22 protein-coding genes are annotated in these 21,631 nt (G+C 74.6%); 15 read left to right on the plus strand and 7 right to left on the minus strand.

Annotated features, from left to right (window positions below; genetic code table 11):
* The first annotated feature begins 5 nt into the window (after positions 1-5).
* The 7 genes from steA to NXY84_RS09495 all read left to right on the plus strand — a co-directional run bounded on the left by steA (position 6) and on the right by NXY84_RS09495 (position 8,402).
* The gene (steA, locus tag NXY84_RS09465) at positions 6-1,196 is read left to right on the plus strand and encodes a putative cytokinetic ring protein SteA (protein WP_258726827.1); all 1,191 of its coding nucleotides are present in this window, start codon (positions 6-8) and stop codon (positions 1,194-1,196) included.
* 37 nt (positions 1,197-1,233) lie between these two features.
* Entirely contained in the window at positions 1,234-2,265 is a 1,032-nt protein-coding gene (locus NXY84_RS09470; RefSeq protein ID WP_258726828.1) for a copper transporter, read from the plus strand.
* Complete coding sequence (locus NXY84_RS09475; protein WP_258726829.1) at positions 2,262-3,155, plus strand: hypothetical protein; 894 nt, start codon at positions 2,262-2,264, stop codon at positions 3,153-3,155. The genes NXY84_RS09470 and NXY84_RS09475 overlap by 4 nt, the downstream gene beginning before the upstream one ends.
* Positions 3,152-4,819 (plus strand): murein biosynthesis integral membrane protein MurJ, encoded by a 1,668-nt coding sequence (gene murJ / locus NXY84_RS09480; RefSeq protein ID WP_258726830.1) that lies wholly within the window; start codon positions 3,152-3,154, stop codon positions 4,817-4,819. The genes NXY84_RS09475 and murJ overlap by 4 nt, the downstream gene beginning before the upstream one ends.
* The gene (locus tag NXY84_RS09485) at positions 4,816-5,955 is read left to right on the plus strand and encodes a glycosyltransferase family 4 protein (protein WP_258726831.1); all 1,140 of its coding nucleotides are present in this window, start codon (positions 4,816-4,818) and stop codon (positions 5,953-5,955) included. The genes murJ and NXY84_RS09485 overlap by 4 nt, the downstream gene beginning before the upstream one ends.
* A gap of 115 nt (positions 5,956-6,070) precedes the next feature.
* Positions 6,071-7,756: a CTP synthase gene (locus NXY84_RS09490; protein ID WP_258726832.1), complete on the plus strand. Its 1,686-nt coding sequence runs from the start codon at positions 6,071-6,073 to the stop codon at positions 7,754-7,756.
* A gap of 1 nt (position 7,757) precedes the next feature.
* The gene (locus NXY84_RS09495; RefSeq protein WP_258726833.1) at positions 7,758-8,402 is read left to right on the plus strand and encodes an NUDIX domain-containing protein; all 645 of its coding nucleotides are present in this window, start codon (positions 7,758-7,760) and stop codon (positions 8,400-8,402) included.
* Here NXY84_RS09495 and NXY84_RS09500 read toward each other — a convergent pair.
* The 3 genes from NXY84_RS09500 to NXY84_RS09510 form a co-directional block, all read right to left on the minus strand.
* A complete protein-coding gene (locus NXY84_RS09500) occupies positions 8,377-9,303 on the minus strand; it encodes a COX15/CtaA family protein (RefSeq protein ID WP_258726834.1) in 927 nt (308 codons plus the stop codon). The genes NXY84_RS09495 and NXY84_RS09500 overlap by 26 nt on opposite strands.
* A gap of 165 nt (positions 9,304-9,468) precedes the next feature.
* Positions 9,469-10,278, minus strand: a complete 810-nt coding sequence (locus tag NXY84_RS09505; protein ID WP_258726835.1) for an ABC transporter permease — start codon at positions 10,276-10,278, stop codon at positions 9,469-9,471.
* Positions 10,275-11,231, minus strand: coding sequence for an ABC transporter ATP-binding protein (locus NXY84_RS09510; protein ID WP_258726836.1), 957 nt, complete (start codon positions 11,229-11,231; stop codon positions 10,275-10,277). Before NXY84_RS09510 ends, NXY84_RS09505 begins: the two co-directional genes overlap by 4 nt.
* Positions 11,232-11,365: 134 nt before the next feature.
* On the opposite strand from NXY84_RS09510, the gene NXY84_RS09515 reads away from it, so the two are divergent.
* The 8 genes from NXY84_RS09515 (at position 11,366) to NXY84_RS09550 (ending at position 18,294) form a co-directional block, all read left to right on the plus strand.
* Positions 11,366-12,163, plus strand: a complete 798-nt coding sequence (locus NXY84_RS09515; protein ID WP_258726837.1) for a helix-turn-helix transcriptional regulator — start codon at positions 11,366-11,368, stop codon at positions 12,161-12,163.
* On the plus strand, positions 12,160-13,602 hold the full coding sequence (sufB, locus tag NXY84_RS09520) for a Fe-S cluster assembly protein SufB (protein WP_258726838.1): 1,443 nt from the start codon (positions 12,160-12,162) through the stop codon (positions 13,600-13,602). The genes NXY84_RS09515 and sufB overlap by 4 nt, the downstream gene beginning before the upstream one ends.
* Positions 13,602-14,906 (plus strand): Fe-S cluster assembly protein SufD, encoded by a 1,305-nt coding sequence (gene sufD / locus NXY84_RS09525; RefSeq protein WP_258726839.1) that lies wholly within the window; start codon positions 13,602-13,604, stop codon positions 14,904-14,906. Before sufB ends, sufD begins: the two co-directional genes overlap by 1 nt.
* Positions 14,903-15,253: a non-heme iron oxygenase ferredoxin subunit gene (locus NXY84_RS09530; RefSeq protein WP_258726840.1), complete on the plus strand. Its 351-nt coding sequence runs from the start codon at positions 14,903-14,905 to the stop codon at positions 15,251-15,253. The genes sufD and NXY84_RS09530 overlap by 4 nt, the downstream gene beginning before the upstream one ends.
* Positions 15,254-15,255: 2 nt before the next feature.
* The gene (sufC, locus tag NXY84_RS09535; protein ID WP_258726841.1) at positions 15,256-16,023 is read left to right on the plus strand and encodes a Fe-S cluster assembly ATPase SufC; all 768 of its coding nucleotides are present in this window, start codon (positions 15,256-15,258) and stop codon (positions 16,021-16,023) included.
* Between the two features lie 116 nt (positions 16,024-16,139).
* Positions 16,140-17,477, plus strand: coding sequence for a SufS family cysteine desulfurase (locus tag NXY84_RS09540; RefSeq protein ID WP_258726842.1), 1,338 nt, complete (start codon positions 16,140-16,142; stop codon positions 17,475-17,477).
* On the plus strand, positions 17,474-17,953 hold the full coding sequence (gene sufU / locus NXY84_RS09545) for a Fe-S cluster assembly sulfur transfer protein SufU (protein ID WP_258726843.1): 480 nt from the start codon (positions 17,474-17,476) through the stop codon (positions 17,951-17,953). Before NXY84_RS09540 ends, sufU begins: the two co-directional genes overlap by 4 nt.
* Positions 17,950-18,294, plus strand: coding sequence for a metal-sulfur cluster assembly factor (locus NXY84_RS09550; protein ID WP_034626887.1), 345 nt, complete (start codon positions 17,950-17,952; stop codon positions 18,292-18,294). The genes sufU and NXY84_RS09550 overlap by 4 nt, the downstream gene beginning before the upstream one ends.
* A 172-nt stretch (positions 18,295-18,466) precedes the next feature.
* On the opposite strand, the gene ypfJ is transcribed toward NXY84_RS09550, so the two are convergent.
* The 4 genes from ypfJ to NXY84_RS09570 form a co-directional block, all read right to left on the minus strand.
* Positions 18,467-19,348 carry a KPN_02809 family neutral zinc metallopeptidase gene (gene ypfJ / locus NXY84_RS09555; protein ID WP_258726844.1) on the minus strand — a complete coding sequence of 294 codons (882 nt, stop codon included), beginning with the start codon at positions 19,346-19,348 and terminating at the stop codon, positions 18,467-18,469.
* Between the two features lie 22 nt (positions 19,349-19,370).
* A complete protein-coding gene (locus NXY84_RS09560; protein ID WP_258726845.1) occupies positions 19,371-20,060 on the minus strand; it encodes an energy-coupling factor transporter transmembrane component T family protein in 690 nt (229 codons plus the stop codon).
* Positions 20,061-20,145: 85 nt separating this feature from the next.
* Positions 20,146-20,862, minus strand: coding sequence for an energy-coupling factor ABC transporter ATP-binding protein (locus NXY84_RS09565; RefSeq protein WP_258726846.1), 717 nt, complete (start codon positions 20,860-20,862; stop codon positions 20,146-20,148).
* A 33-nt stretch (positions 20,863-20,895) separates the two neighbouring features.
* Positions 20,896-21,543, minus strand: coding sequence for a biotin transporter BioY (locus NXY84_RS09570; protein WP_258726847.1), 648 nt, complete (start codon positions 21,541-21,543; stop codon positions 20,896-20,898).
* Positions 21,544-21,631 lie beyond the last annotated feature (88 nt).

Genomic DNA, 21,631 nt, shown 5'->3' on the forward strand with positions numbered 1-21,631 from the left:
GGGCGATGAGAGTTCCCCTGCGCAAGCGCGCCTCCCTGCCTGACGAGCCCGGCCTCGCCGGTCCGGCCCGAGTCGACCCCCGGACGAAGGCGCTGACGAAGCGCCTGCGCCCCGGCGACGTCGCGGTCATCGACCACCTGGACATCGACCGCGTCTCGGCCGAGGCGCTCGTCGCGTGCGGTCCCGCCGCGGTGCTCAACGCCGCGCGCTCGACGTCGGGCCGCTACCCGAACCTGGGACCCGAGATCCTGCTCGCGGCGGGCATCCCGCTCGTCGACGACCTCGGGCCCGACGTCATGGCGATCACCGAGGGCCACGCCGTGCGGGTGGTCGACGGCGCGGTCTACGACGGCGAGACGCTCGTCGCCGAGGGTGTGCTGCAGACCGCGGAGACCGTCGCCGCGGCGATGGAGGAGGCGCGCGCCGGGCTGTCCGTGCAGCTCGAGTCGTTCGCCGCGAACACGATGGACTACCTGCGCCGCGAGCGTGACCTGCTGCTCGACGGCGTCGGTGTGCCCGACATCGACACCGACATCGACGGCCGCCAGGTCCTCATCGTGGTGCGCGGCTACCACTACAAGGAGGACCTGGTCACCCTCCGGCCGTACATCCGCGAGTACCGGCCGGTGCTCATCGGGGTGGACGGCGGTGCGGACGCGATCCTCGACGCGGGGTGGACGCCCGACCTCATCGTGGGCGACATGGACTCGGTCTCGGACCGGGCGCTGCGGTGCGGCGCCGAGGTCGTGGTGCACGCGTACCGCGACGGGCGCGCACCGGGGCTCGCCCGCGTCGAGCAGCTCGGCGTCGGCCACGTCGTGTTCCCGGCGACGGGGACGAGCGAGGACGTCGCGATGCTGCTCGCGGACGACAAGGGCGCCGAGCTCATCGTCGCCGTCGGGACCCACGCGACGCTCGTGGAGTTCCTCGACAAGGGCCGCTCGGGCATGGCCAGCACGTTCCTCACGCGGCTGCGCGTCGGTGGCAAGCTGGTCGACGCCAAGGGCGTCTCGCGCCTCTACCGCCACCGCATCTCGAACGTCCAGCTCGTGCTGCTCGTGCTCGCCGGGCTCCTGGCCCTCACCGTCGCGCTCGCGTCGACCGCCGCGGGCCAGACGCTCGCGGGCCTCGCCGGCGCGCGCTTCGACGACCTGTTCTCGTGGCTCGGCTCGCTCGTGGGGGAACCCCAGGAATGAGCCTGACGCCGCCCGCCTGCAACCGAGAGATCCTCACGTGATCGACTTCCGCTACCACATCGTCTCGCTCATCTCGGTGTTCCTGGCCCTCGCGGTCGGCATCGCGCTGGGCGCCGGACCGCTCAAGGAGACGATCGGCGACACGCTCACCGGCCAGGTCGAGCTGCTGCGCGCCGAGAAGGACGGGCTGCGCACCGAGCTCGAGACGTCGCAGGCGCGGCTCGCGAACTCGACGTCGTGGATCGGCGCCGCCGGACCGCAGCTCGTCGACGGCACGCTCGAGGGCCGCCGGGTCGCCGTCGTCGCGCTCGGCGAGATCGACGCGGAGCGCGCCACGGCGATCGACTCCGCACTCACCGACGCCGGCGCCACGCTGACGGCGCACGTGACCGTGACCGACGTGTGGACCGACGAGGAGCTGCGCAGCATGCGCCGCGCCCTGGCCGGGACGTTCGTGCAGTACCTCGACCCGGCGCCCGCGGACGACGCTCAGGACGAGACGATCCTGGCCCAGGCGCTCGCGCAGGGGCTCACGGATGCCTCGCCGACGTCCCCGGACACGCTGTCGGAGTCCGCGTCGACGCTGCTCGACCTGCTCGACGAGGGGGACCAGGCCCTCATCGCCGTCACGGAGCCGGTCGTCACGGCGGCCGACGCCGTCGTCGTGGTGAGCCCGTACGACGAGGCTGCCGCAGCGGCGGAGACGCCCGCCGGCGAGGATCAGGAGAGCGTGACGAGCGCGCAGCTCGCGATCCTCGTGGCGGCCCACGAGCGCTCCGAGGGCGCCGTGCTGGCGGACGCCCCGCGGGACGCCGCGACGCTGACGAGCGCGGTGCTCGCCGACCCCGAGCTGGCGGACCGTCTCACGACCGTGACGGGAACCGACCAGGCACCGGGCCAGATCTCCGTCGCGCTCGCGCTCAACGCGCGCATCGGCGGCACGAACGACCACTACGGCTTCGGCGAGGAGCAGACGGTGCTGCCGCAGCCGGTCGTCCTCGCACCCGTCGACCGCACGCCGACCTCGGCGGTGCCGGCCGACCCGAACGCCGCCGGGAACGGCGGATGACGGTCCGGCCGCTGCGCCGCGTGCTGGGGGCCGCCGGCGCGGCGACCGTGACGCTCGTGGCCCGCGAGCTGCTCGACGAGGTCCCGGGCGGGACGGCGCGCTGGACGCGCACGAACCACCGCGGTGAGCCGGTGAGCATGCTCGCCGGTCCCGCGGCCGCGGCGGGTGCGCTCGTCGGTGGCCTCCTCGGGGCGGGGAGCGTGCGCGGCGCGCTCGCGGCGACGGTCGCCACCGGGACGGCGGCGTCCTTCGGTGTCGTCGACGACCTGACGGAGGACACCACCGAGCGGACGAAGGGCCTGCGCGGGCACCTCGGTGCGCTCGCCCGCGGACGCGTGACGACGGGCGGGCTCAAGGTGCTCGGCATCGGCGCCGGCGCCGTGCTCGCGGCGGCGATCGCGACACCGGTGCGCGCGGCGGACGGCTCCCGGCGCTCGGCCGCCGGCTGGGGCCTCGACGTCCTCGTCTCGGGCGCGCTGGTCGCCGCGTCGGCCAACCTCGTCAACCTGCTCGACCTGCGCCCCGGGCGCGCGCTCAAGGCCGTGGGGCTCACGGCGGCGCCGATCGCGCTCGCGGGCGGTCCCGGCGCAGGTCTCGCCGCAGCGGTCCTGGGCACGGCGGGGGCCGGGCTCGAGGCCGACCTCGCGGAGCGCGACATGCTCGGCGACGGCGGGGCCAACGCGCTCGGGGCCTTGCTCGGCACGGCGGTGGTCGTCGAGGCGAGCCGTCCGGTGCGGTACGGGGTGCTCGCCGGGCTGGTGGCCCTCACGCTCGCGAGCGAGCGGATCAGCTTCACCGAGGTCATCGCGCGCACGCCCGTGCTGCGGGAGGTCGACGCGTGGGGACGGCGCCCGGCGGCTCCCGTCCGGGTCGAGGGCACCGGCGCGTGAGCCCGCGGCTCCGGGCGCTCGTCGGCGGGCTCGCCGGCGCGGCGGCGATGATCGCCGTGGTCACGGTGGTCAGCCGGCTGCTCGGCTTCGCGCGCACGTTCGCGCTCGCGTCGAACGTCGGCGCGGACTCGGTGGTGGACGCCTACGCGGCCGCCAACGCGCTGCCGAACGTCATCTTCGAGGTCGCCGCCGGCGGGGCGCTCGCGGGAGCGCTGATCCCCGTCCTCGCCGGGCCGGTGGCACGTGGTGCACGCGGGGACGTCGATCAGATCGCCTCCGCCGTGCTGGGTTGGGTGCTCGTCGCCCTGATTCCGCTCGGCCTGCTGCTCGGGCTGCTCGCCGACCCCGTGGCCCGCCTGGTGACGTCCCTCTCGGGCGACCCCGAGCAGCACGACCTCGTCCGGTTCTTCGTCGTCGTGTTCGCCGTGCAGGTGCCCCTCTACGGTGTCGCGGTCACGCTCGCGGGAGTGCTCCAGGCGCAGCGCCGGTTCTTCTGGCCGGCGTTCGCGCCGGTCATGTCGAGCGTCGTGGTGCTGGTGGCCTACTTCGTGTACGGCGCGATCGCCGGGGGCGAGGGAAGCGATCCGTCCGCCGTCCCCGACGCGGCCCTCCGGTGGCTGGCGTGGGGAACCACGGCCGGAGTCGCGGCGATGAGCCTGCCCTTGTTCGTGCCGGTCTGGCGGTCCGGTGTCCGGCTGCGGCTGACGTTGCGCCTGCCCGCGGGGGTGGCGGCGCACCTGCGCCGACTGGCGTTCGCGGGCGTGGGTGCGCTGCTCGCGCAGCAGGCGGCCGTCCTCGTCGTCCTCGGCCTGGCGCTCGGCGGTCCGAAGGGCACGAATGCTGTCTTCCTCTACGTGCAGGCGGTCTACGTGCTGCCGTATGCGGTCCTCGCCGTCCCGCTCGCGACAGCGACCTTTCCCCGTCTCGCCGAGCGTGCTGCCGCGGCCGACCACGGCGGGTTCGCCCGCCTGGCGGCGCTCACGACGCGCGCCGTGCTGGTGGCATCCGGCCTCGGCGCGGCTGCGCTCGTCGCGGGCGCTCCGGCGGTCGCGAGCCTGTTCCTCGAGATCGCGAGCGAGGGTGATCCGAACGTTATCCAGGCGATGGGCCCGGCGCTGAGCTGGATGGCGCCAGGGCTGCTCGGGTACGCGTTGCTGTTCCACGTCGCCCGGGCGCTGTACGCACTGGATCGAGGCAGGGCGGCGGTGCGCGCGGCCGCGATCGGCTGGCTCGGCGTCGTCGGCGCGTCATGCCTCCTGTGCCTCGTGGTCGTCCCCGACCCGCGAACGCCGGCAACGCTCGTCGCTCTCGGCGCGGGGAACGCCGTGGGGATGCTCGTCGCGGGGGGCGCGCTCTTGATCGAGCTGCGTCGTGCTGCAGGGCGGGCGGCGCTCCAGGGGATCGGACGGTCCCTCGTCGTGCTCGTCACCGGTGGCGTGCTCGGTGCCCTCGCCGGCCGCCTGGTGACGGACGCCGTTCTCGAGCTCGTGGGCGCAGGCCGGCTCGCAGCCGTCAGCGCCGGGGCGGGGGGCGGGCTCGTGGCCCTCGTGCTGGGCGCCGGCGTCGTGCTCGCGCTGGACCGCGGAATCGTGCGCGCGGTCGCCGGAGCCGACGGCTCGGTGCGGCGCTCCTCGAGGACACCCAACCGGAGAACAGACGCATGAGCCGCCGACTGGTGCAGGTGCTCGGATCCAGCGCCGGCGGCGTCGCTCGCCACGTCGCGCAGATCGCCTCCGCCCTGGCCGAGGCCGAGGGTGGCGCCGGCGCGCTGCAGGTGCAGGTGGTCGGCCCGGCGGCGGTCGAGCGCACCGTCGTGGGAGGGACGATGCGGGCCGCGTTCCGGGCCGTCGAGATCGCGGACCGGCCCCGCCCCGCCGCCGACGCGCGCGCCGTCCGGCAGCTGCGCCGGCTCGTGCGCGGCGCCGACGTGCTGCACGCGCACGGGCTGCGCGCCGGGGCGCTCGCGGTGATCGCCGCGCGGACGCTGCCGCGCCGGGCCCGTCCCCGGTCGGTCGTGACGCTGCACAACCTGCCCGTCGGCGGGCGTGCGGTACGCACGGTCTCGACCGTGCTCGAGCTCGTCGTGGCCCGTGGTGCCGACGTCGTGCTCGGGGTGTCGGGCGACCTCGTCGTGCGGGCCTCGGCACGGGGAGCCCGCGAGGCCGAGCGCGCCCTCGTACCCGCACCCACGACCGCGCCGCCGACCCGGTCGCGCTCGGACGTCCGGGCCGCGCTCGGGGTGCCGGACGGTGCCTCGCTCGCGGTCACGGTGGCGCGCCTCGCACCGCAGAAGGGCCTCGACACGCTGCTCGACGCCGCGGCGCTCCTCGGGTCCGCGCCGGCGCTCGTGTGGGTCGTCGCGGGGGACGGGCCGCTCGAGGGCGTGCTCGCGGCGCGCGTGCGGGACGAGGACCTGCCCGTCCGGCTCCTGGGCCGGCGCGGGGACGTGCCGGACCTGCTCGCCGCCGCCGACGTCGTCGTCTCGACGGCCGTCTGGGAGGGCCAGCCAATCGCCGTCCAGGAGGCGCTGCGCGTCGGGGCGGCCGTCGTCGCGACCGACGCCGGAGGGACGCGCGAGGTGACCGGCGACGCCGCGCTGCTGGTGCCCGTGGGGTCCGCGGCGCGGCTCGCGGAGGCGGTCCGGAGGGTGCTGGCGGACGACGACAGTCGCGAGGCGCTGCGAGCGGCGGCAGCCGCGCGGTCGGCCGAGCTGCCCGACGTCGCGCAGGTCGTCGCCCAGCTCCTGCGCGTCTACGGGTTCGACGCCGGTGGCTCCGGCGGCGGCACGCGCGGCCGTTGACGCCTGCCGGGCCGTCCCGGCTGACGTCCGCCGAGCCGACCCCGCCACCGCCCGTCGGGGACGCGCCGACCGCGCGGTCCGGGTCCGGCGCCCGCGTCGGGTAGAGTGGAAGCCCGTGGCAGAGCGCGCAAATCGACTCTCCGGGCGGTCGGACAACACGACCCGGCACATCTTCGTCACCGGAGGCGTCGCCTCCTCTCTGGGCAAGGGCCTCACGGCCAGCTCCCTCGGTCGGCTCCTGCGCTCCCGTGGCCTCAAGGTCACCATGCAGAAGCTCGACCCGTACCTCAACGTCGACCCCGGGACGATGAACCCGTTCCAGCACGGCGAGGTCTTCGTGACGGAGGACGGCGCGGAGACCGACCTCGACGTCGGGCACTACGAGCGCTTCCTCGACGTCGAGCTCGTGGGCTCGGCGAACGTCACGACCGGCCAGGTGTACTCGCAGGTCATCGCCAAGGAGCGTCGCGGCGAGTACCTCGGGGACACGGTGCAGGTCATCCCGCACATCACCGACGAGATCAAGCTGCGCATGCGCGCCCAGGCGGACCCCGCCGAGGGGCAGGCGCCGGACGTGATCATCACCGAGATCGGCGGCACGGTCGGCGACATCGAGTCGCTGCCGTTCCTCGAGGCGGCGCGCCAGGTGCGCCACGACCTCGGCCGCGACAACGTGTTCTTCCTGCACGTGTCCCTGGTGCCGTACATCGGCCCGAGCGGTGAGCTCAAGACGAAGCCGACGCAGCACTCGGTGGCTGCGCTGCGCTCGATCGGCATCCAGCCCGACGCGATCGTGTGCCGTGCCGACCGCGACATCCCCGAGTCCACGAAGCGCAAGATCGCGCTCATGTGCGACGTCGACGCCGAGGCGGTCGTGACCGCCAAGGACGCGCCGAGCATCTACGACATCCCGCGCGTGCTGCACTCCGAGGGCCTCGACGCGTACGTCGTGCAGCGCCTCGGCCTGCCGTTCCGGGACGTCGACTGGAGCGGCTGGGACGAGCTGCTGCAGCGCGTGCACGTCCCCGCGCACCGCGTCGAGGTCGCGCTCGTCGGCAAGTACATCGACCTGCCCGACGCGTACCTCTCGGTGACCGAGGCGCTGCGTGCCGGCGGCTTCCACCACGACGCCAAGGTCGTCATCCGCTGGGTCACCTCGGACGACTGCCAGACCCCCGAGGGCGCCAAGCTGGCGCTCGAGGGCGTCGACGCGGTCCTCGTGCCCGGCGGGTTCGGCGTGCGCGGCATCGAGGGCAAGCTCGGCGCGCTGCGCTGGGCCCGCGAGCAGAAGGTGCCGACGCTCGGCATCTGCCTCGGCCTGCAGTGCATGGTCATCGAGTTCGCGCGCACGGTGCTCGACCTGCCCGGCGCGTCGTCCTCGGAGTTCGACACCGACCCGGTCGACCCGGTCGTCGCGACGATGGAGGAGCAGCTCGCCATCGTCGACGGCGCGGGCGACCTCGGCGGCACGATGCGGCTCGGCGCGTACGACGCGGTGCTGACCCCCGGGTCGGTCGTCGCGGAGGCCTACGGCACGACCGAGGTCTCGGAGCGCCACCGGCACCGCTACGAGGTCAACAACGGCTACCGCGACCGTCTCGAGGCGGCCGGGCTCGTGATCTCGGGCGTCTCGCCCGACCGGTCGCTCGTCGAGTTCGTCGAGCTCCCGCGCGAGACCCACCCGTACTTCGTGGCGACGCAGGCGCACCCCGAGTTCAAGTCGCGCCCGAACCGCGCGCACCCGCTCTTCGCGGGCCTGATCGGTGCGGCGCTCGCGGAGCACGGGACGGACGAGGACTGACATGACGAGCACGGAGCCGCGCGCCGGGGACGACCAGGACCTCACCGAGGTCGCCGACCGCGCGGCTCCGCGCCCCGTCACGGAGCACACGCTGATCCACGAGGGTCGCGTGTGGGACCTCGTCGGTGACGTCGTGGACCTGGGGGAGACCCAGGTGCTGCGGGAGTACGTGGACCACCCGGGCGCGGTCGCGGTCATCGCGGTCGACGACGAGGACCGGGTGCTGCTGCTCCGGCAGTACCGGCACCCGGTCCGCTCCGAGCTGTGGGAGCCGCCGGCGGGCCTGCGGGACGTCGCGGACGAGCCGCCCGTCCTGACCGCGGCGCGCGAGCTCGCGGAGGAGGCGGACCTGCGCGCCGAGCGCTGGCACGCGCTCGTCGACTTCTACACGACGCCCGGGGGCTCGTCGGAGGAGATCCTCGTCTTCCTCGCACGCGGGCTCTCGCCGGTGCCGGACGACGAGCGGTTCGAGCGGACCGACGAGGAGGCCGGCATGGTCCCCGTCTGGGTGCCGCTCGACGACGCCGTGGCCGCGGTGCTCGCGGGCCGGCTGCGCAGCCCGTCGGCGGTCGTCGGCATCCTCGCCGCCGCGGCGGCGAGGGCACGCGGGTGGGACGAGCTCACGCCCGCGGACGCAGCTCCCTGACGAACGCGGTCAGCGCGGCGGCGAGCAGCGCGGCCCCGAGCATGTGCACGCCGACGAGCAGCGCGGGCAGGCCCGTGAAGTACTGCACGTAGCCGACGAGTCCCTGGGCGAGCGTCACGACGACGAGCACGACCGCCGCGCGACGGGTCCGGTGCGGTGCGGCGCCGCGGAGCAGGCCGACGACGAGCGCGGCGAGCAGCGCGAGGAACGCCCACACCGACGCGGCGTGCAGCTTCGCGGCGAGCACCGGGTCGAACTCGAACCGGTACGCGACCTCCTCGTCGCCGCCGTGCGGACCCGAGCCCGTCACGAGGATGCCGAGCGCGAGCATCACGACGGCGACGCCGACGAGGACCCGGCTGAGGGTGATCACGCGGGGCCCGACGACGGCGCGCGGCGGACCGTCGCCCTGCCGGTGCCGCACCACGAGCGCGGTCGACGCGGCGACGAGCCCGAGCGAGATGATCATGTGCAGCCCGACGAGGGCGGGCGGCAGCTCGAGCAGCACGATGATGCCGCCGACCACGGCCTGCAGGGCGACGCCGACGAGCGGCAGGAGCCCGAGCCGCCGGTAGCCCGGTGCGCGCGTGAGGTCGGTCCACACCAGCACGGCGACGGCGATCGCGATGACGCCGAGCACGCCGGTCAGGGTGCGGTTGCCGAACTCGATGAACGGGTGGATCGAGCTCGCGGAGTGCAGCGCCGGGGTGAACTCGCCCGGCTCGCACTGCGGCCACGTCGAGCACCCGAGGCCCGAGCCGGTGAGCCGGACCGCACCACCGGTGACGATGATGACCATCTGCGCGACGAGGTTCGCGACCAGCGCCGGCCGGGTCCACGACCGCCAGCGCGCCAGCGGGTCACGACGGGCGGGCGGGGCGGTCACGGGCGCGGTGCTCACGTCCTCCAGGGTACGGCGGCGCGGCCGTCGCCCACCCCGGCTCCGGCCCCGCGCGGACGTGAGATGGGCGACGCCCGCAGCCAGGTCGTGCGGCCCGTGCCCCCCGGCCGGCCGGGGAGCACAGCGACACGGCGCGCGGCTGTCAGCCGAGCGGACGACGGGCGGTCAGTGCCAGCGGAACAGCCGGCGGGCGCCCCACGCGAGGGCGACCGCCCAGGCGAGCAGCACGAGCAGCGAGGTGCCCGCGAGCTCCCCGCGCACGAGCCCCGCACGCAGCGCCTCGCCGAGCGCCCCCGAGGGCAGCAGCAGCGCAACGTCACCCAGCGCGCCCGGGAGCTGGCTCGCCGGGATCACGACGCCGCCCGCGACGGCGAGCAGCACGAGCACGAGGTTGGCGGTCGCGAGGACGGCCTCGGCCCGCAGCGCGCCGGCGAGCGCGAGCGCGAGCGCGGTGAACGCGGCGGTGCCGAGCAGGAGCGCGAGCAGCGCGGCCGGGACGCCGGCGAGCTCGGGCCGCCAGCCGAGCGCGACCGCGACGGCCCCGATCACCACGACCTGCACGAGCTCGACCGCGAGCACGCCGAGGACCTTGCCCGCGAGCAGCCCGCCGCGCCCGAGCGGGGTCGTGGCGAGCAGCCGCAGGACGCCGTTGCGCCGGTCGAACGCGGTCGCGATGGCCTGCGACGTGAAGGACGTGCTCATCACGGCGAGGGCGAGCACGCCCGGGGCGACGAAGTCGATGCGCGACGCGCCGTCGGTCGCGAGGTCGACGAAGCCGGTGCGGGCGAGCCCGACGAGGACGAGGACCGGCAGGATCACGGTCACGAGCAGCTGCTCGCCGTTGCGCAGGATCATGCGCGTCTCGAAGCCGGCCTGCGCGAGCACGCGCCGCAGGGTGGGCGCTGCGCCGGGCGCGGTGGGGGCGGAGCGCTGCCGGTCGGTGCCCGTGGGTGCCGGGCGGGCGTCGCGGCTCATCGCAGGCTCCGTCCGGTGAGGTCGAGGAAGACGTCCTCCAGGGTGCGCCGCCCGACGGTCACGCGGCTCACGAGCAGGTCGCGCGCCGCGCACCACGCGGTGATGTCGGCGAGGGCGCGGGCGTCGACGTCCCCGGTGACGACGTAGTCGAGCTCGCCGCCGTCGGGGGCGGGGCGGACGACGCGTCCGGCACCCGCGGGTCGCGCGGCGAGCGCCTCGGTCAGCGAGCCCAGCGCGGCCTCGTCGAGCGGCACCGGCGCCGTGAACCGCAGCGTCCGGTCGCTGCCGGCCGCGACGAGGTCCGCGACGGAGCCCTGCGCGATCACCGCACCGTGGTCGACGACCACGACGCGGTCGGCGAGGTCCTCGGCCTCGTCCATGAGGTGCGTGGTCAGCACGACGGACGTGCCCTCGTCGCGCAGCTCCCGCACGAGCTCCCAGACCGCGCGCCGCGACTGGGGGTCCATCCCGGCGCTGGGCTCGTCGAGGAACACGAGCTCGGGGCGCCCCACGAGCGCGGTCGCGAGCGCGAGCCGCTGGCGCTGACCGCCCGAGAGCCGCCGGACGGTCGTGCGCGCGAACCCGCCCAGCCCGAGGCGCTCGCTGAGCTCGCCGACGTCGCGCGGGCGGGCGTGCAGGCGTGCGACGTGCTCGAGCATCTCGAGCGCACGCACGCCGGTCGGCAGCCCGCCGTCCTGGAGCATGACGCCGACGCGCGGGCGCAGGGCGCGGGCGTCGGCCAGCGGGTCGAGCCCGAGCACGCGCACGGAGCCGGCGTCGGGGGAGCGCAGGCCCTCGCAGCACTCGACGGTGGTCGTCTTGCCCGCGCCGTTCGGCCCCAGGACCGCAGTCACGCGTCCGGCGTCCGCGACGAGGTCGAGCCCGTCGACGACCGCCCGCGAGCCGTACCGCTTCACGAGGCCGCGGATCTCGACGGCGGGGGTCTCGGGCACGCAGGGAGTCTAGGTGGTGCGTGCCGACGCCCCGCGCGCGTGGAGCGCCGCCGTGGTGAGGGTCACCTTGCTTGCACGGAACGAATTCGGCAACAAGGATGTTGGCAATATCGAGACTGCGGAGGAGGTGGTTCGTGAGCGCGACGATGCCGGTGACACGGGCACCTCGGACGACCCCGCAGGCCCACGAGACCACCGCCGCTCACGACGCCGCGACCTCAGCCGTCCCGTCGGCCGTGCGCGGTGCGCCTGGTGCCGCCGACGAGGCCGGGACCCGCCGCCGCATCCTCGAGCTCGTCGCCGCCGACGGCCCCGTCTCCGCGGCGGAGCTCGCCGCAGAGCTCGACCTGACCGGCACCGCGATCCGCCGGCACCTCGGCGTCCTCGAGGGCACCGCCCAGATCGCGGTCCACGAGTCGAGCACCCCCGCGCCCGCCCGCCGCGGACGTCCGGCCCGCCGGTACGTCGTCACAGCGCAGGGCCAGGCGGCGCTCTCCCACCGCTACCCCGAGCTCGCCGCGCAGGCGCTGCGCTTCCTCGCCGAGGTCGCCGGCCCGGGCGCGCTCGAGGAGTTCGCGGAGCGCCGCGTGCGCGACCTCGAGACCCGGCACGCGGCGGCCGTCGCCGCGGCCGGCCCCGACGTCCAGGCACGCGCCCAGGCCCTCGCCGACGGGCTCGCCCGCGACGGGTACGCCGCGACCGCGCGCCCCGGACCGGGCGCACGGGCGGTCCAGCTGTGCCAGGGCCACTGCCCGGTGCAGCAGATCGCCACCGAGTTCCCGCAGCTCTGCGAGGCCGAGGCGCACGCGTTCTCGCGTCTCCTCGGAGTCCACGTGCAACGACTCTCGACGCTCGCCGCCGGGGGACACGTGTGCACCACGAACATCCCGATCACCACGCCCCCTGCCCCTGTGGAAGGACCGAACGCATGAGTGCGTCCACCGAGAACCCCGTGAGCACCCCCCTCACCCAGGACGAGGCCATCGCGTCCATCGGCACCTACGGGTACGGATGGCACGACGGCGACGCCGCCGGCGCCTCCGCGCGCCGCGGCGTCGACGAGGACGTCGTGCGCAACATCTCGGCGCTCAAGAACGAGCCCGAGTGGATGCTCAAGACGCGCCTGAAGTCGCTGCGCCTGTTCGACAAGAAGCCGATGCCCTGGTGGGGCTCGGACCTGTCGGGCATCGACTTCGACAACATCAAGTACTTCGTGCGGTCGACGGAGAAGCAGGCGACGAGCTGGGAGGACCTCCCGGACGACATCAAGAACACCTACGACCGGCTCGGGATCCCGGAGGCGGAGAAGCAGCGCCTCGTCGCCGGCGTCGCCGCGCAGTACGAGTCCGAGGTCGTCTACCACCAGATCCAGGAGGAGCTGGAGGAGCAGGGCGTCATCTTCGTCGACACCGACACGGGCCTGCGCGAGTACCCGGAGATCTTCGAGCAGTACTTCGGCTCCGTGATCCCCCCGGGCGACAACAAGTTCGCCTCGCTCAACACGGCGGTGTGGTCGGGCGGCTCGTTCGTCTACGTCCCGCCGGGCGTGCACGTCGAGATCCCGCTGCAGGCCTACTTCCGGATCAACACCGAGAACATGGGCCAGTTCGAGCGGACGCTGATCATCGCGGACGAGGGCTCGTACGTGCACTACGTCGAGGGCTGCACCGCGCCGGTGTACTCGTCGGACTCGCTGCACTCCGCGGTCGTCGAGATCATCGTGAAGAAGAACGCCCGGGTCCGGTACACGACGATCCAGAACTGGTCGAACAACGTGTACAACCTCGTGACCAAGCGCGCCACGGCCGCCGAGGGCGCGACGATGGAGTGGGTCGACGGCAACATCGGCTCCAAGGTCACGATGAAGTACCCGGCGATCTACCTCATGGGCGAGCACGCGCGCGGCGAGACACTGTCGATCGCGTTCGCGGGCGAGGGCCAGCACCAGGACGCGGGCGCCAAGATGGTGCACGCCGCGCCGCACACGTCCTCGTCGATCGTGTCGAAGTCGGTCGCTCGTGGCGGTGGCCGCACGTCGTACCGCGGTCTCGTCCAGGTGCTCGAGGGCGCGAGCCACTCGGCGTCCAACGTGCTGTGCGACGCGCTGCTCGTCGACCAGATCTCCCGCTCGGACACCTACCCCTACGTCGACGTCCGCGAGGACGACGTCTCGATGGGGCACGAGGCCACGGTCTCGCGCGTGAGCGAGGACCAGCTGTTCTACCTCATGTCCCGCGGCATGGCCGAGACCGAGGCCATGGCCATGATCGTGCGCGGCTTCGTCGAGCCGATCGCGCGCGAGCTGCCCATGGAGTACGCCCTCGAGCTGAACCGCCTGATCGAGCTGCAGATGGAAGGGTCCGTCGGCTGATGACGAGCACCACAACTGACCAGGAGACCCCGGGCACGCCCGGCGGCCTCACGACCGACCACTCGCGTGCCGTCGCCGACGGTGCGCACCGCCACGGGGTCGGCGGCACGCCGCAGTCGTCGCGCGCGGAGCGCGTGAGCTCGTTCGAGCTCGCGCAGTTCCCCGTGCCGACCGGGCGCGAGGAGGAGTGGCGGTTCGCGCCGGTCGACCGGCTCGCCCCGCTGTTCGCGGACGAGCTGACCGGCCCGAAGGTGATCACGACGGTCGTCGAGGCGCCCGAGGTCACGGTCGAGGTCGTCGACCGCGACGACGTGCGCCTCGGCCAGGCCGGCAAGCCGGGCGACCGCACGGCCGCCACGGCGTGGGCCTCGTTCCAGCGCGCGACGATCCTCACGGTCCCGCCGCAGGCCGTGGCGTCGGCCGCGACGATGGTCCGCGTCGAGGGCATCGACGCCGCCAAGACGACCGCGTCGCACATCCTCGTGCACGCCCGCGAGCTGTCCGAGTCGCTCGTGGTCATCGACCACGTCGGTCCGGCGTCGCTCGCGGAGACCGTCGAGGTCGTCGTCGAGGACGGCGCGCACCTGACCCTCGTGTCGGTCCAGGACTGGGCGGAGGGCTCGGTGCACGCGTCGAGCCACCGCATCAAGGTCGGCCGCGACGCGACGGTCAAGCACATCGTCGTGACGCTCGGCGGCGACGTCGTGCGGGTCACACCGGACGCCGAGTTCGCCGGCGAGAACGGGTCGATCGAGATGATCGGCCTGTACTTCGCGGACGCCGGCCAGCACCAGGAGCACCGGCTCTTCGTCGACCACAACGTCCCCTCGTGCCGCTCGCGCGTCACGTACAAGGGCGCGCTGCAGGGCGAGGGCGCGCACACGGTGTGGGTCGGCGACGTGCTGATCCGCGCCGAGGCCGAGGGCACCGACACCTACGAGCTCAACCGCAACCTCGTCCTCTCGGACGGCGCGCGGGCCGACTCGGTGCCGAACCTCGAGATCGAGACCGGCCTGATCGAGGGTGCCGGGCACGCGAGCGCGACCGGGCGCTTCGACGACGAGCAGCTGTTCTACCTGCGCTCGCGCGGCATCCCCGAGTCCGACGCGCGCCGGCTCGTCGTGCGCGGGTTCTTCGCCGAGCTCATCCACGCGATCGGTGTGCCTGAGGTCGAGGAGCGCCTGCTCGAGTCGATCGAGGCCGAGCTCGAGAAGAGCATGAGCGTGCTCGGCGCCGAGGCGACCCTGCCCACCGGCGACACGGACCTCACCCCGGTCGAGGTGCGCGAGCAGGAGCAGGTGTGAGCGCACAGTTCGCCTGCTACGCCGAGGACGTGGCCGTCGGCTGCGCCCTGCGCCTCGAGCTCGAGGGCGAGAAGGGCCCCGTCGAGGTCGCCGTCGTGCGCGACGAGGAGGGCGGCCTGCACGCCGTCTCCGACATCTGCTCGCACGGCGCTGTCTCGCTGTCCGACGGCGAGGTCGAGGGCCGCACGATCGAGTGCTGGCTGCACGGCTCGCGCTTCGACCTCGCCACGGGAAAGCCGCTCAGCCCCCCGGCCGTGCGCCCCGTCCCCGTCTACCCCCTGACCGTCGACGGCGAGCGTGTGCTCGTGGACGTCGACGCCCCCCACGGATCCTCCGAGGAGAACTGAGAATGGCCACGCTAGAGATTCGCGACCTGCACGTCAGCGTCGAGACCAAGGAGGGCCCCAAGCCGATCCTGCGCGGTGTCGACCTGACGATCGGCAGCGGCGAGACCCACGCCATCATGGGCCCCAACGGCTCGGGCAAGTCCACGCTGGCCTACTCGCTCGCGGGCCACCCGAAGTACGACGTCACGGCCGGCACGGTGACGCTCGACGGCGAGGACGTCCTCGCGATGAGCGTCGACGAGCGCGCCAAGGCGGGCCTGTTCCTCGCGATGCAGTACCCCGTCGAGGTCCCGGGCGTCTCGGTGACGAACTTCCTGCGTACCGCGAAGACCGCGATCGACGGCACCGCGCCTCCGCTGCGCACCTGGACCAAGGACGTCAAGGCGGCCATGGACCTGCTGCGCATGGACCCCGAGTTCGCGACGCGCAACGTCAACGAGGGCTTCTCGGGCGGTGAGAAGAAGCGTCACGAGATCCTCCAGCTCGAGCTCCTCAAGCCGAAGTTCGCGATCCTCGACGAGACCGACTCGGGTCTCGACGTGGACGCGCTGCGCGTCGTCTCGGAGGGCGTCAACCGCGTCCGCTCGGGCGGCGAGGTCGGCGTGCTGCTGATCACGCACTACACGCGCATCCTCCGCTACATCACGCCCGACTTCGTGCACGTCTTCGTCGACGGCAAGGTCGCCGAGCAGGGCGGCCCCGAGCTCGCCGAGCGCCTCGAGTCCGAGGGCTACGACCGGTTCCTGCCGACGGGCACCGTCACCGCGTGACCTGCCGCACCGCGTGATCCCCGCCCGGTGGTCCCGACCCGCTCCGGCGGGCGGGCCCACCGGCGGGCACCGGCCGTGACCTGCGGCCGCCGGCACACCCAGCAAGGACGGACGACGTGACCACGACCCAGGAGCACCGGCTGGGCGCGAGCGAGCTCGCGGCGGTGCGCGCCGACTTCCCGCTGCTCACGCGCACGCTGCGCGACGGCCGCCCGCTCGTCTACCTCGACTCGGCGGCGACGTCGCAGAAGCCCGAGGTCGTCCTCGACGCCGAGCAGGACTTCTACGCGCAGCGCAACGCCGCGGTGCACCGCGGTGCGCACCAGCTCGCCGAGGAGGCGACCGAGGCGTTCGAGGACGCGCGCGACCGGGTCGCGTCGTTCGTCGGCGTCTCACCGGGCGAGCTGGTCTGGACGTCGAACGCGACGGCGGCGCTCAACCTCGTCGCCTACGCGATGCAGAACGCGTCGCTCGGGCGCGGCGGGGCGGACGCCCGGCGGTTCGCGCTCGGCGCGGGCGACGAGATCGTCGTCACCGAGCTCGAGCACCACGCGAACCTCGTGCCGTGGCAGGAGCTCGCCGCCCGCACGGGGGCGACGCTGCGGTGGATCGGCGTGGACGACGACGGGCGCCTGCGGACCGACGAGCTCGCGACCGTCGTCACCGACCGCACGCGCGTGCTGGCCTTCACGCACGCGTCCAACGTCACCGGTGCTGTCACGGACGTCGAGGCGTTCGTGGCGCGGGCCCGCGAGGTCGGCGCGCTGACCGTGCTCGACGCGTGCCAGTCCGTGCCGCACCTGCCGGTCGACCTGGCCGGGCTCGGCGTCGACTTCGCGGCGTTCTCCGGGCACAAGATGCTCGCGCCGACCGGCGTCGGTGCGCTGTACGGGCGGCGCGAGCTGCTCGAGGCGATGCCGCCCGTGACGACCGGCGGCTCGATGGTCGAGGTCGTCACGATGGAGACCACGACCTACGCGCCGCCGCCGCAGCGGTTCGAGGCCGGCACGCAGATGGTGTCGCAGGCCGTCGCGATGGGCGCGGCCGCGAGCTACCTGCACGAGCTCGGGATGCCCGCGGTCGCGGCGCACGAGGCCGAGATCGCCGGGGCGCTGCTCGACGCGGTCGCGTCCGTGCCGGGCGTCCGCGTGATCGGCCCGACGGACACCCGGGACCGGCTCGCCGCGGTGTCGTTCGTCGTCGACGGCGTGCACGCGCACGACGTCGGCCAGGTGCTCGACGACGCCGGGGTCGCCGTCCGGGTCGGGCACCACTGCGCGCAGCCGCTGCACCGCCGGTTCGGGGTCGCCGCCACGGCGCGCGCGAGCGGCGCGGTGTACACGACGCTCGAGGAGATCGAGGTCTTCCGGGAAGCACTCGCGGGGGTCCGGGCGTTCTTCGGGGTGACGGACGCACCGGCGCCCGCCGGCACCGCGCGGGAGGAGCTGCGATGAGCTCGATGGAGCAGCTGTACCAGCAGGTCATCCTCGACCACGCGCGCGCGCCACACGGCCGCGGGCTCGTCGCCGCCGGCCCGGGGGCGGGGGAGTCGCACCAGGTCAACCCGACGTGCGGCGACGAGGTGACGCTGCGCGTGGAGGTCGCGGACGGCCGCGTCGCCGCCCTGAGCTGGGAGGGCGAGGGCTGCAGCATCTCCCAGGCCTCCGTCTCGGTGCTCCACGACCTCGTGACCGGCACGCCGCTCGACGAGGTCGACGCGCTCGCCGCGGAGTTCCGGGAGCTCATGGGCTCGCGCGGCGCCGGGCTCGCCGCGGACACCGAGGACCGCCTCGGCGACGCCACCGCCTTCACCGGGGTCGCGAAGTACCCCGCCCGCATCAAGTGCGCGCTGCTCGGCTGGGCCGCACTGCAGGACGCGCTCATCAGGACCGGCGCCACTGCGCCGGCCGGGACCAAGGAGGACGCATGACAGCCACCACACCGGGCGGCGCACCCGCGAGCCCGACCACGGCCGCGGACGTCGAGGAGGCCCTGCGCGACGTCATCGACCCCGAGCTCGGCATCAACGTGGTCGACCTCGGGCTCGTCTACGGCGTCACGGTCGACCAGACGAACACCGCCGTGATCGACATGACCCTGACCTCGGCGGCGTGCCCGCTGACCGACGTCATCGAGGACCAGGCCGGGCAGTCGCTCGACGGCGTCGTCGACGGCTTCCGGATCAACTGGGTCTGGATGCCGCCGTGGGGCCCCGAGAAGATCACGCCCGACGGCCGCGAGCAGATGCGGGCGCTCGGCTTCAACATCTGAGCGACCGACCACGCGGGGCGCACCGCCCCGCGGAGCGGTTCCGGTCCGCCCGGCACCGCCTCACGACGCACGCGAGCCCGGCACCGCACAGGTGCCGGGCTCTCGTCGTGCCGTGGCGCGAGCGGCGCGGAGGTCCCGGTCGGGGCCGGTCCGGCGCGGTCGTCGCCGCGAGTCAGAGGTCCGTCGCCGCGAACGTGTCGCACGCCGCCATGTCGCGCTCGTTGTACCCGGTGGTGAACCAGCGCTGGCGCTGCTCGCTCGACCCGTGCGTCCACGTGTGCGGGTTCACGCCGCCGCCGGACTGCGCCTGGATGTGGTCGTCGCCGACGGCCTCGGCGGCGGACAGCGCGTCGGCGAGCTGGGCGTCGGTGATCGGCTCGAGGAACGTGACCCCCGTGTCGGGGTCGACCGTGCTCGCGGCGGTGCCCGCCCACACCCCGGCGTAGCAGTCGGCCTGGAGCTCGACGCGCACCGAGTCGGACGTCGCGCCCGTGCCCTGGCGGTCCGCGCGGTCCATGACGCCGGTGACGGTCTGGATGTGGTGGCCGTACTCGTGCGCCGTGACGTACATCTCGGCGAGCTCGCCGCCGGAGGCGCCGAACTGGCTCTGCAGCAGGTCGAAGAACCGCAGGTCCATGTAGATCTTCTGGTCGGGCGGGCAGTAGAACGGCCCGGTCGACGCGGACGCCTGGCCGCAACCGGTCCCGACCGAGTCCTGGAACGCCCGCACGCCGGGGGCGACGAACTCGACGCCCGCCGCGGGCAGGGCGGCGGCCCAGTACGCGTCGAGCGACTGCACGGTCGCGGACAGACGGCACTCGCGGTTCGTGTTCGCCTCCTCGACAGTGCAGTCGCCAACCGCGCCGACCTCCTCGGCCGCCCCGCCGCCCTGCGCGCCGCCCACGACGCCGCTGAGGTCGACGCCCGTGAACTGGGCGATGAGGAAGACCGCGATCCCGACCAGCCCGACGCCGCCCCCGACGGCAGCCCCACGCCCGCCACGGCTGGTCTCGACGCGACCACCCTCGAATCCGCCACCCTCGCTGAATGTCATGGCGCAGACGGTAGACCGCACCTCACGCCCGTGCACGGCGAGACGGACGGTCGTCCGGCTCCTCGCCGAGCCCGCGCGCGGCGAGCGCGTCCCCGACGGCGCGTGCGTGCGCGACGGTCCGCACCGCCGCCGGCACGAGGAGCGCGCGGGGGTCCCGCTCGAGCCCGCGGGCCCGCGCGGCGTCGCGCACCTCGTGCACGGTCCGCGCGAGCATGGGGACGGTCCGGAGCATGAGCCCGACCGCCAGGGCGAACGTCTCCGGCGGCAGCCCGACGTGCCGCAGCGGGCGGGCCAGCCGCGTGAGGGTGTCGAGCAGGCGGTCCGCCGGTGTCGTCGCGGTGACGACGACGGCTGCGAGCACCAGCGCCACGAGGTCGAGCGCGACCTCGACCGCGACGGGCCACCCGCGGGCCCACCACTGGTAGAGGCCGACGAGCGCCGCGGTCACGAGCACCGGGCCGAGGCCGCGCAGCGTCACGTGCGGCGGCAGGCGCCCGACGAGCGCGAGCAGGACGCCGACGCCGAGCGCGATCCCGGCGCTGAGCGGCCCGGTCGCGACCACGACGGCGACACCGAGCAGCGCGAGCCCCGCGAGCTTGAGCCCGGGGCGCGCGCGGTGCAGGACGGTCGTGCCCGGGTGGTACAGGCCGAGCGGCCCGGCCCACGGCGAGCGCTGGGGCCGGCCGGCGCGCGCAGCCCGCGCCCGCGTCACCTCAGCGCCCGGGTCGCGGGCACGGGCGCGGTCGACGCACGAGCCCGGGTCGCCCGCCGCGCCGGGCGTGCCACGCGTGCGGTGCTCACCACGGCTTCCGATCTGCCATGAGCGCCCGGTACGTCGCGACCGCCTCGTGCGGGTCGCCGTCGAACACCACCGCACCGCCGTCCACGACGAGCACCCGCTCGGCCCGCTCTGCGGCGTCGAGGTCGTGCGTCACGAGCAGCACCTGCTGGTCGAGCCCGGCGAGCAGCTCGTCGACGGCCCGGCGCCAGCGCAGGTCGAGCAGCGTCGTCGGCTCGTCGCACACGAGCACCGCGGGCTCGGTCGCGAGGACCCCGGCGAGCGCGAGGAGCTGCTTCTGCCCGCCCGAGAGCGCGTGCACCGGGACCTCGGCCCGCTCGCCGAGCCCGAAGCGCTCGAGCACGGCCCGCGCGCGGGCGTCCCGCTCCGCGGCCGGCAGCCGGAGCCGGCGCAGCGACAGCGCGACGTCCTCGAGCGGCGTCGGCATGACGAGCTGCGCCTCGGGGTCCGTGAACACGAACCCGACGCGCTGCCGGACCGCGGGCCCCTCGCGCGCGGTGTCGAGCCCGTCGACGCGCACGCTCCCGGACGACGGCAGCGCGAGGCCGTTGACGAGGCGCGCGAGCGTCGACTTCCCCGAGCCGTTGGCTCCGACGACCGCGATCCGCCGCTCCGTGAGCCGGCACGTGACCGGACCGAGCAGCGTCACGACGTCCTCGGACCGGCCGTCGTGCGTGGCGTACGCGGTGACGGTCACGGCGTCGAGCTCGATCATCGGACCGGCATCCTCGCGTCGTCGTCCGCCAGGTCAGCGGCGCGAGCGCAGCAGGTCGGGGAACGCGCGGAACAGCGCGGTCGCGACGAGCGCGGCGAGCAGGTTCTTCACCACGTCGCCCGGCAGGAACGTCGCTCCCGCGGCGATCGCCTCGCCCGGCGACATGCCCAGGCGCCAGCCCATGACGGCGGTGCCGAGCGGGTGGATCGCGACGAGGCTCGTGACCGTCGCGCACGCGAAGATCGCCCAGTACCGCCGCGCGGGCCGCAGCCGCGCGGCGAACCGCGAGACGAGGAAGCCGACCAGCGCCGCCGCGAGCACGAAGCCCACGATGTAGCCGAACGACGGCTTGGCCACGACGGCGACCCCGCCGGCGCCGCCGGAGAACACGGGCAGCCCGGCGAGGCCGACGGCCACGTACAGCAGCACGGCGAGCCCGCCGCGCCGGGCACCCAGGACGATGCCCGTGAGCATCACGCCGAACGTCTGCAGCGTGATGGGGACCGCGAGCCCGGCGACGGGGATCGCCGGCAGGATCGCGCACACGGCGATGAAGGCCGCGAACGTCGCGACCAGCGCGACGTCGGTCGCGGCGGAGGTGCGCGCGACGGGCAGGGCCGGACCGTCGGCCGCGAGGGCGCCGGACGGCCGCACGGAGGTGGGCTCGGGTGCGTCGGTCATGGGGTCTCCCTGGTGTCGGAGGCAGCGGTGCCGGGCTCTGCAGGACGGGCGGGGTGCGCACGCGGACCGGGTCCACGGCGTGGACGCC

It is taken from the genome of Cellulomonas sp. NS3, assembly GCF_024757985.1.
Classification (GTDB): Bacteria; Actinomycetota; Actinomycetes; order Actinomycetales; family Cellulomonadaceae; genus Cellulomonas_A.

Bases quoted from the DNA above. Each gene is read 5' to 3' on its own strand.
- steA (WP_258726827.1), top strand. From the start codon at position 6: ATGAGAGTTCCCCTGCGCAAGCGCGCCTCCCTGCCTGACGAGCCCGGC.
- NXY84_RS09475 (WP_258726829.1), top strand. From the start codon at position 2,262: ATGACGGTCCGGCCGCTGCGCCGCGTGCTGGGGGCCGCCGGCGCGGCG.
- NXY84_RS09485 (WP_258726831.1), top strand. From the start codon at position 4,816: ATGAGCCGCCGACTGGTGCAGGTGCTCGGATCCAGCGCCGGCGGCGTC.
- NXY84_RS09495 (WP_258726833.1), top strand. From the start codon at position 7,758: ATGACGAGCACGGAGCCGCGCGCCGGGGACGACCAGGACCTCACCGAG.
- NXY84_RS09505 (WP_258726835.1), bottom strand. From the start codon at position 10,278: ATGAGCCGCGACGCCCGCCCGGCACCCACGGGCACCGACCGGCAGCGC.
- sufB (WP_258726838.1), top strand. From the start codon at position 12,160: ATGAGTGCGTCCACCGAGAACCCCGTGAGCACCCCCCTCACCCAGGAC.
- sufD (WP_258726839.1), top strand. From the start codon at position 13,602: ATGACGAGCACCACAACTGACCAGGAGACCCCGGGCACGCCCGGCGGC.
- sufC (WP_258726841.1), top strand. From the start codon at position 15,256: ATGGCCACGCTAGAGATTCGCGACCTGCACGTCAGCGTCGAGACCAAG.
- sufU (WP_258726843.1), top strand. From the start codon at position 17,474: ATGAGCTCGATGGAGCAGCTGTACCAGCAGGTCATCCTCGACCACGCG.
- NXY84_RS09550 (WP_034626887.1), top strand. From the start codon at position 17,950: ATGACAGCCACCACACCGGGCGGCGCACCCGCGAGCCCGACCACGGCC.
- ypfJ (WP_258726844.1), bottom strand. From the start codon at position 19,348: ATGACATTCAGCGAGGGTGGCGGATTCGAGGGTGGTCGCGTCGAGACC.
- NXY84_RS09565 (WP_258726846.1), bottom strand. From the start codon at position 20,862: ATGATCGAGCTCGACGCCGTGACCGTCACCGCGTACGCCACGCACGAC.
- NXY84_RS09570 (WP_258726847.1), bottom strand. From the start codon at position 21,543: ATGACCGACGCACCCGAGCCCACCTCCGTGCGGCCGTCCGGCGCCCTC.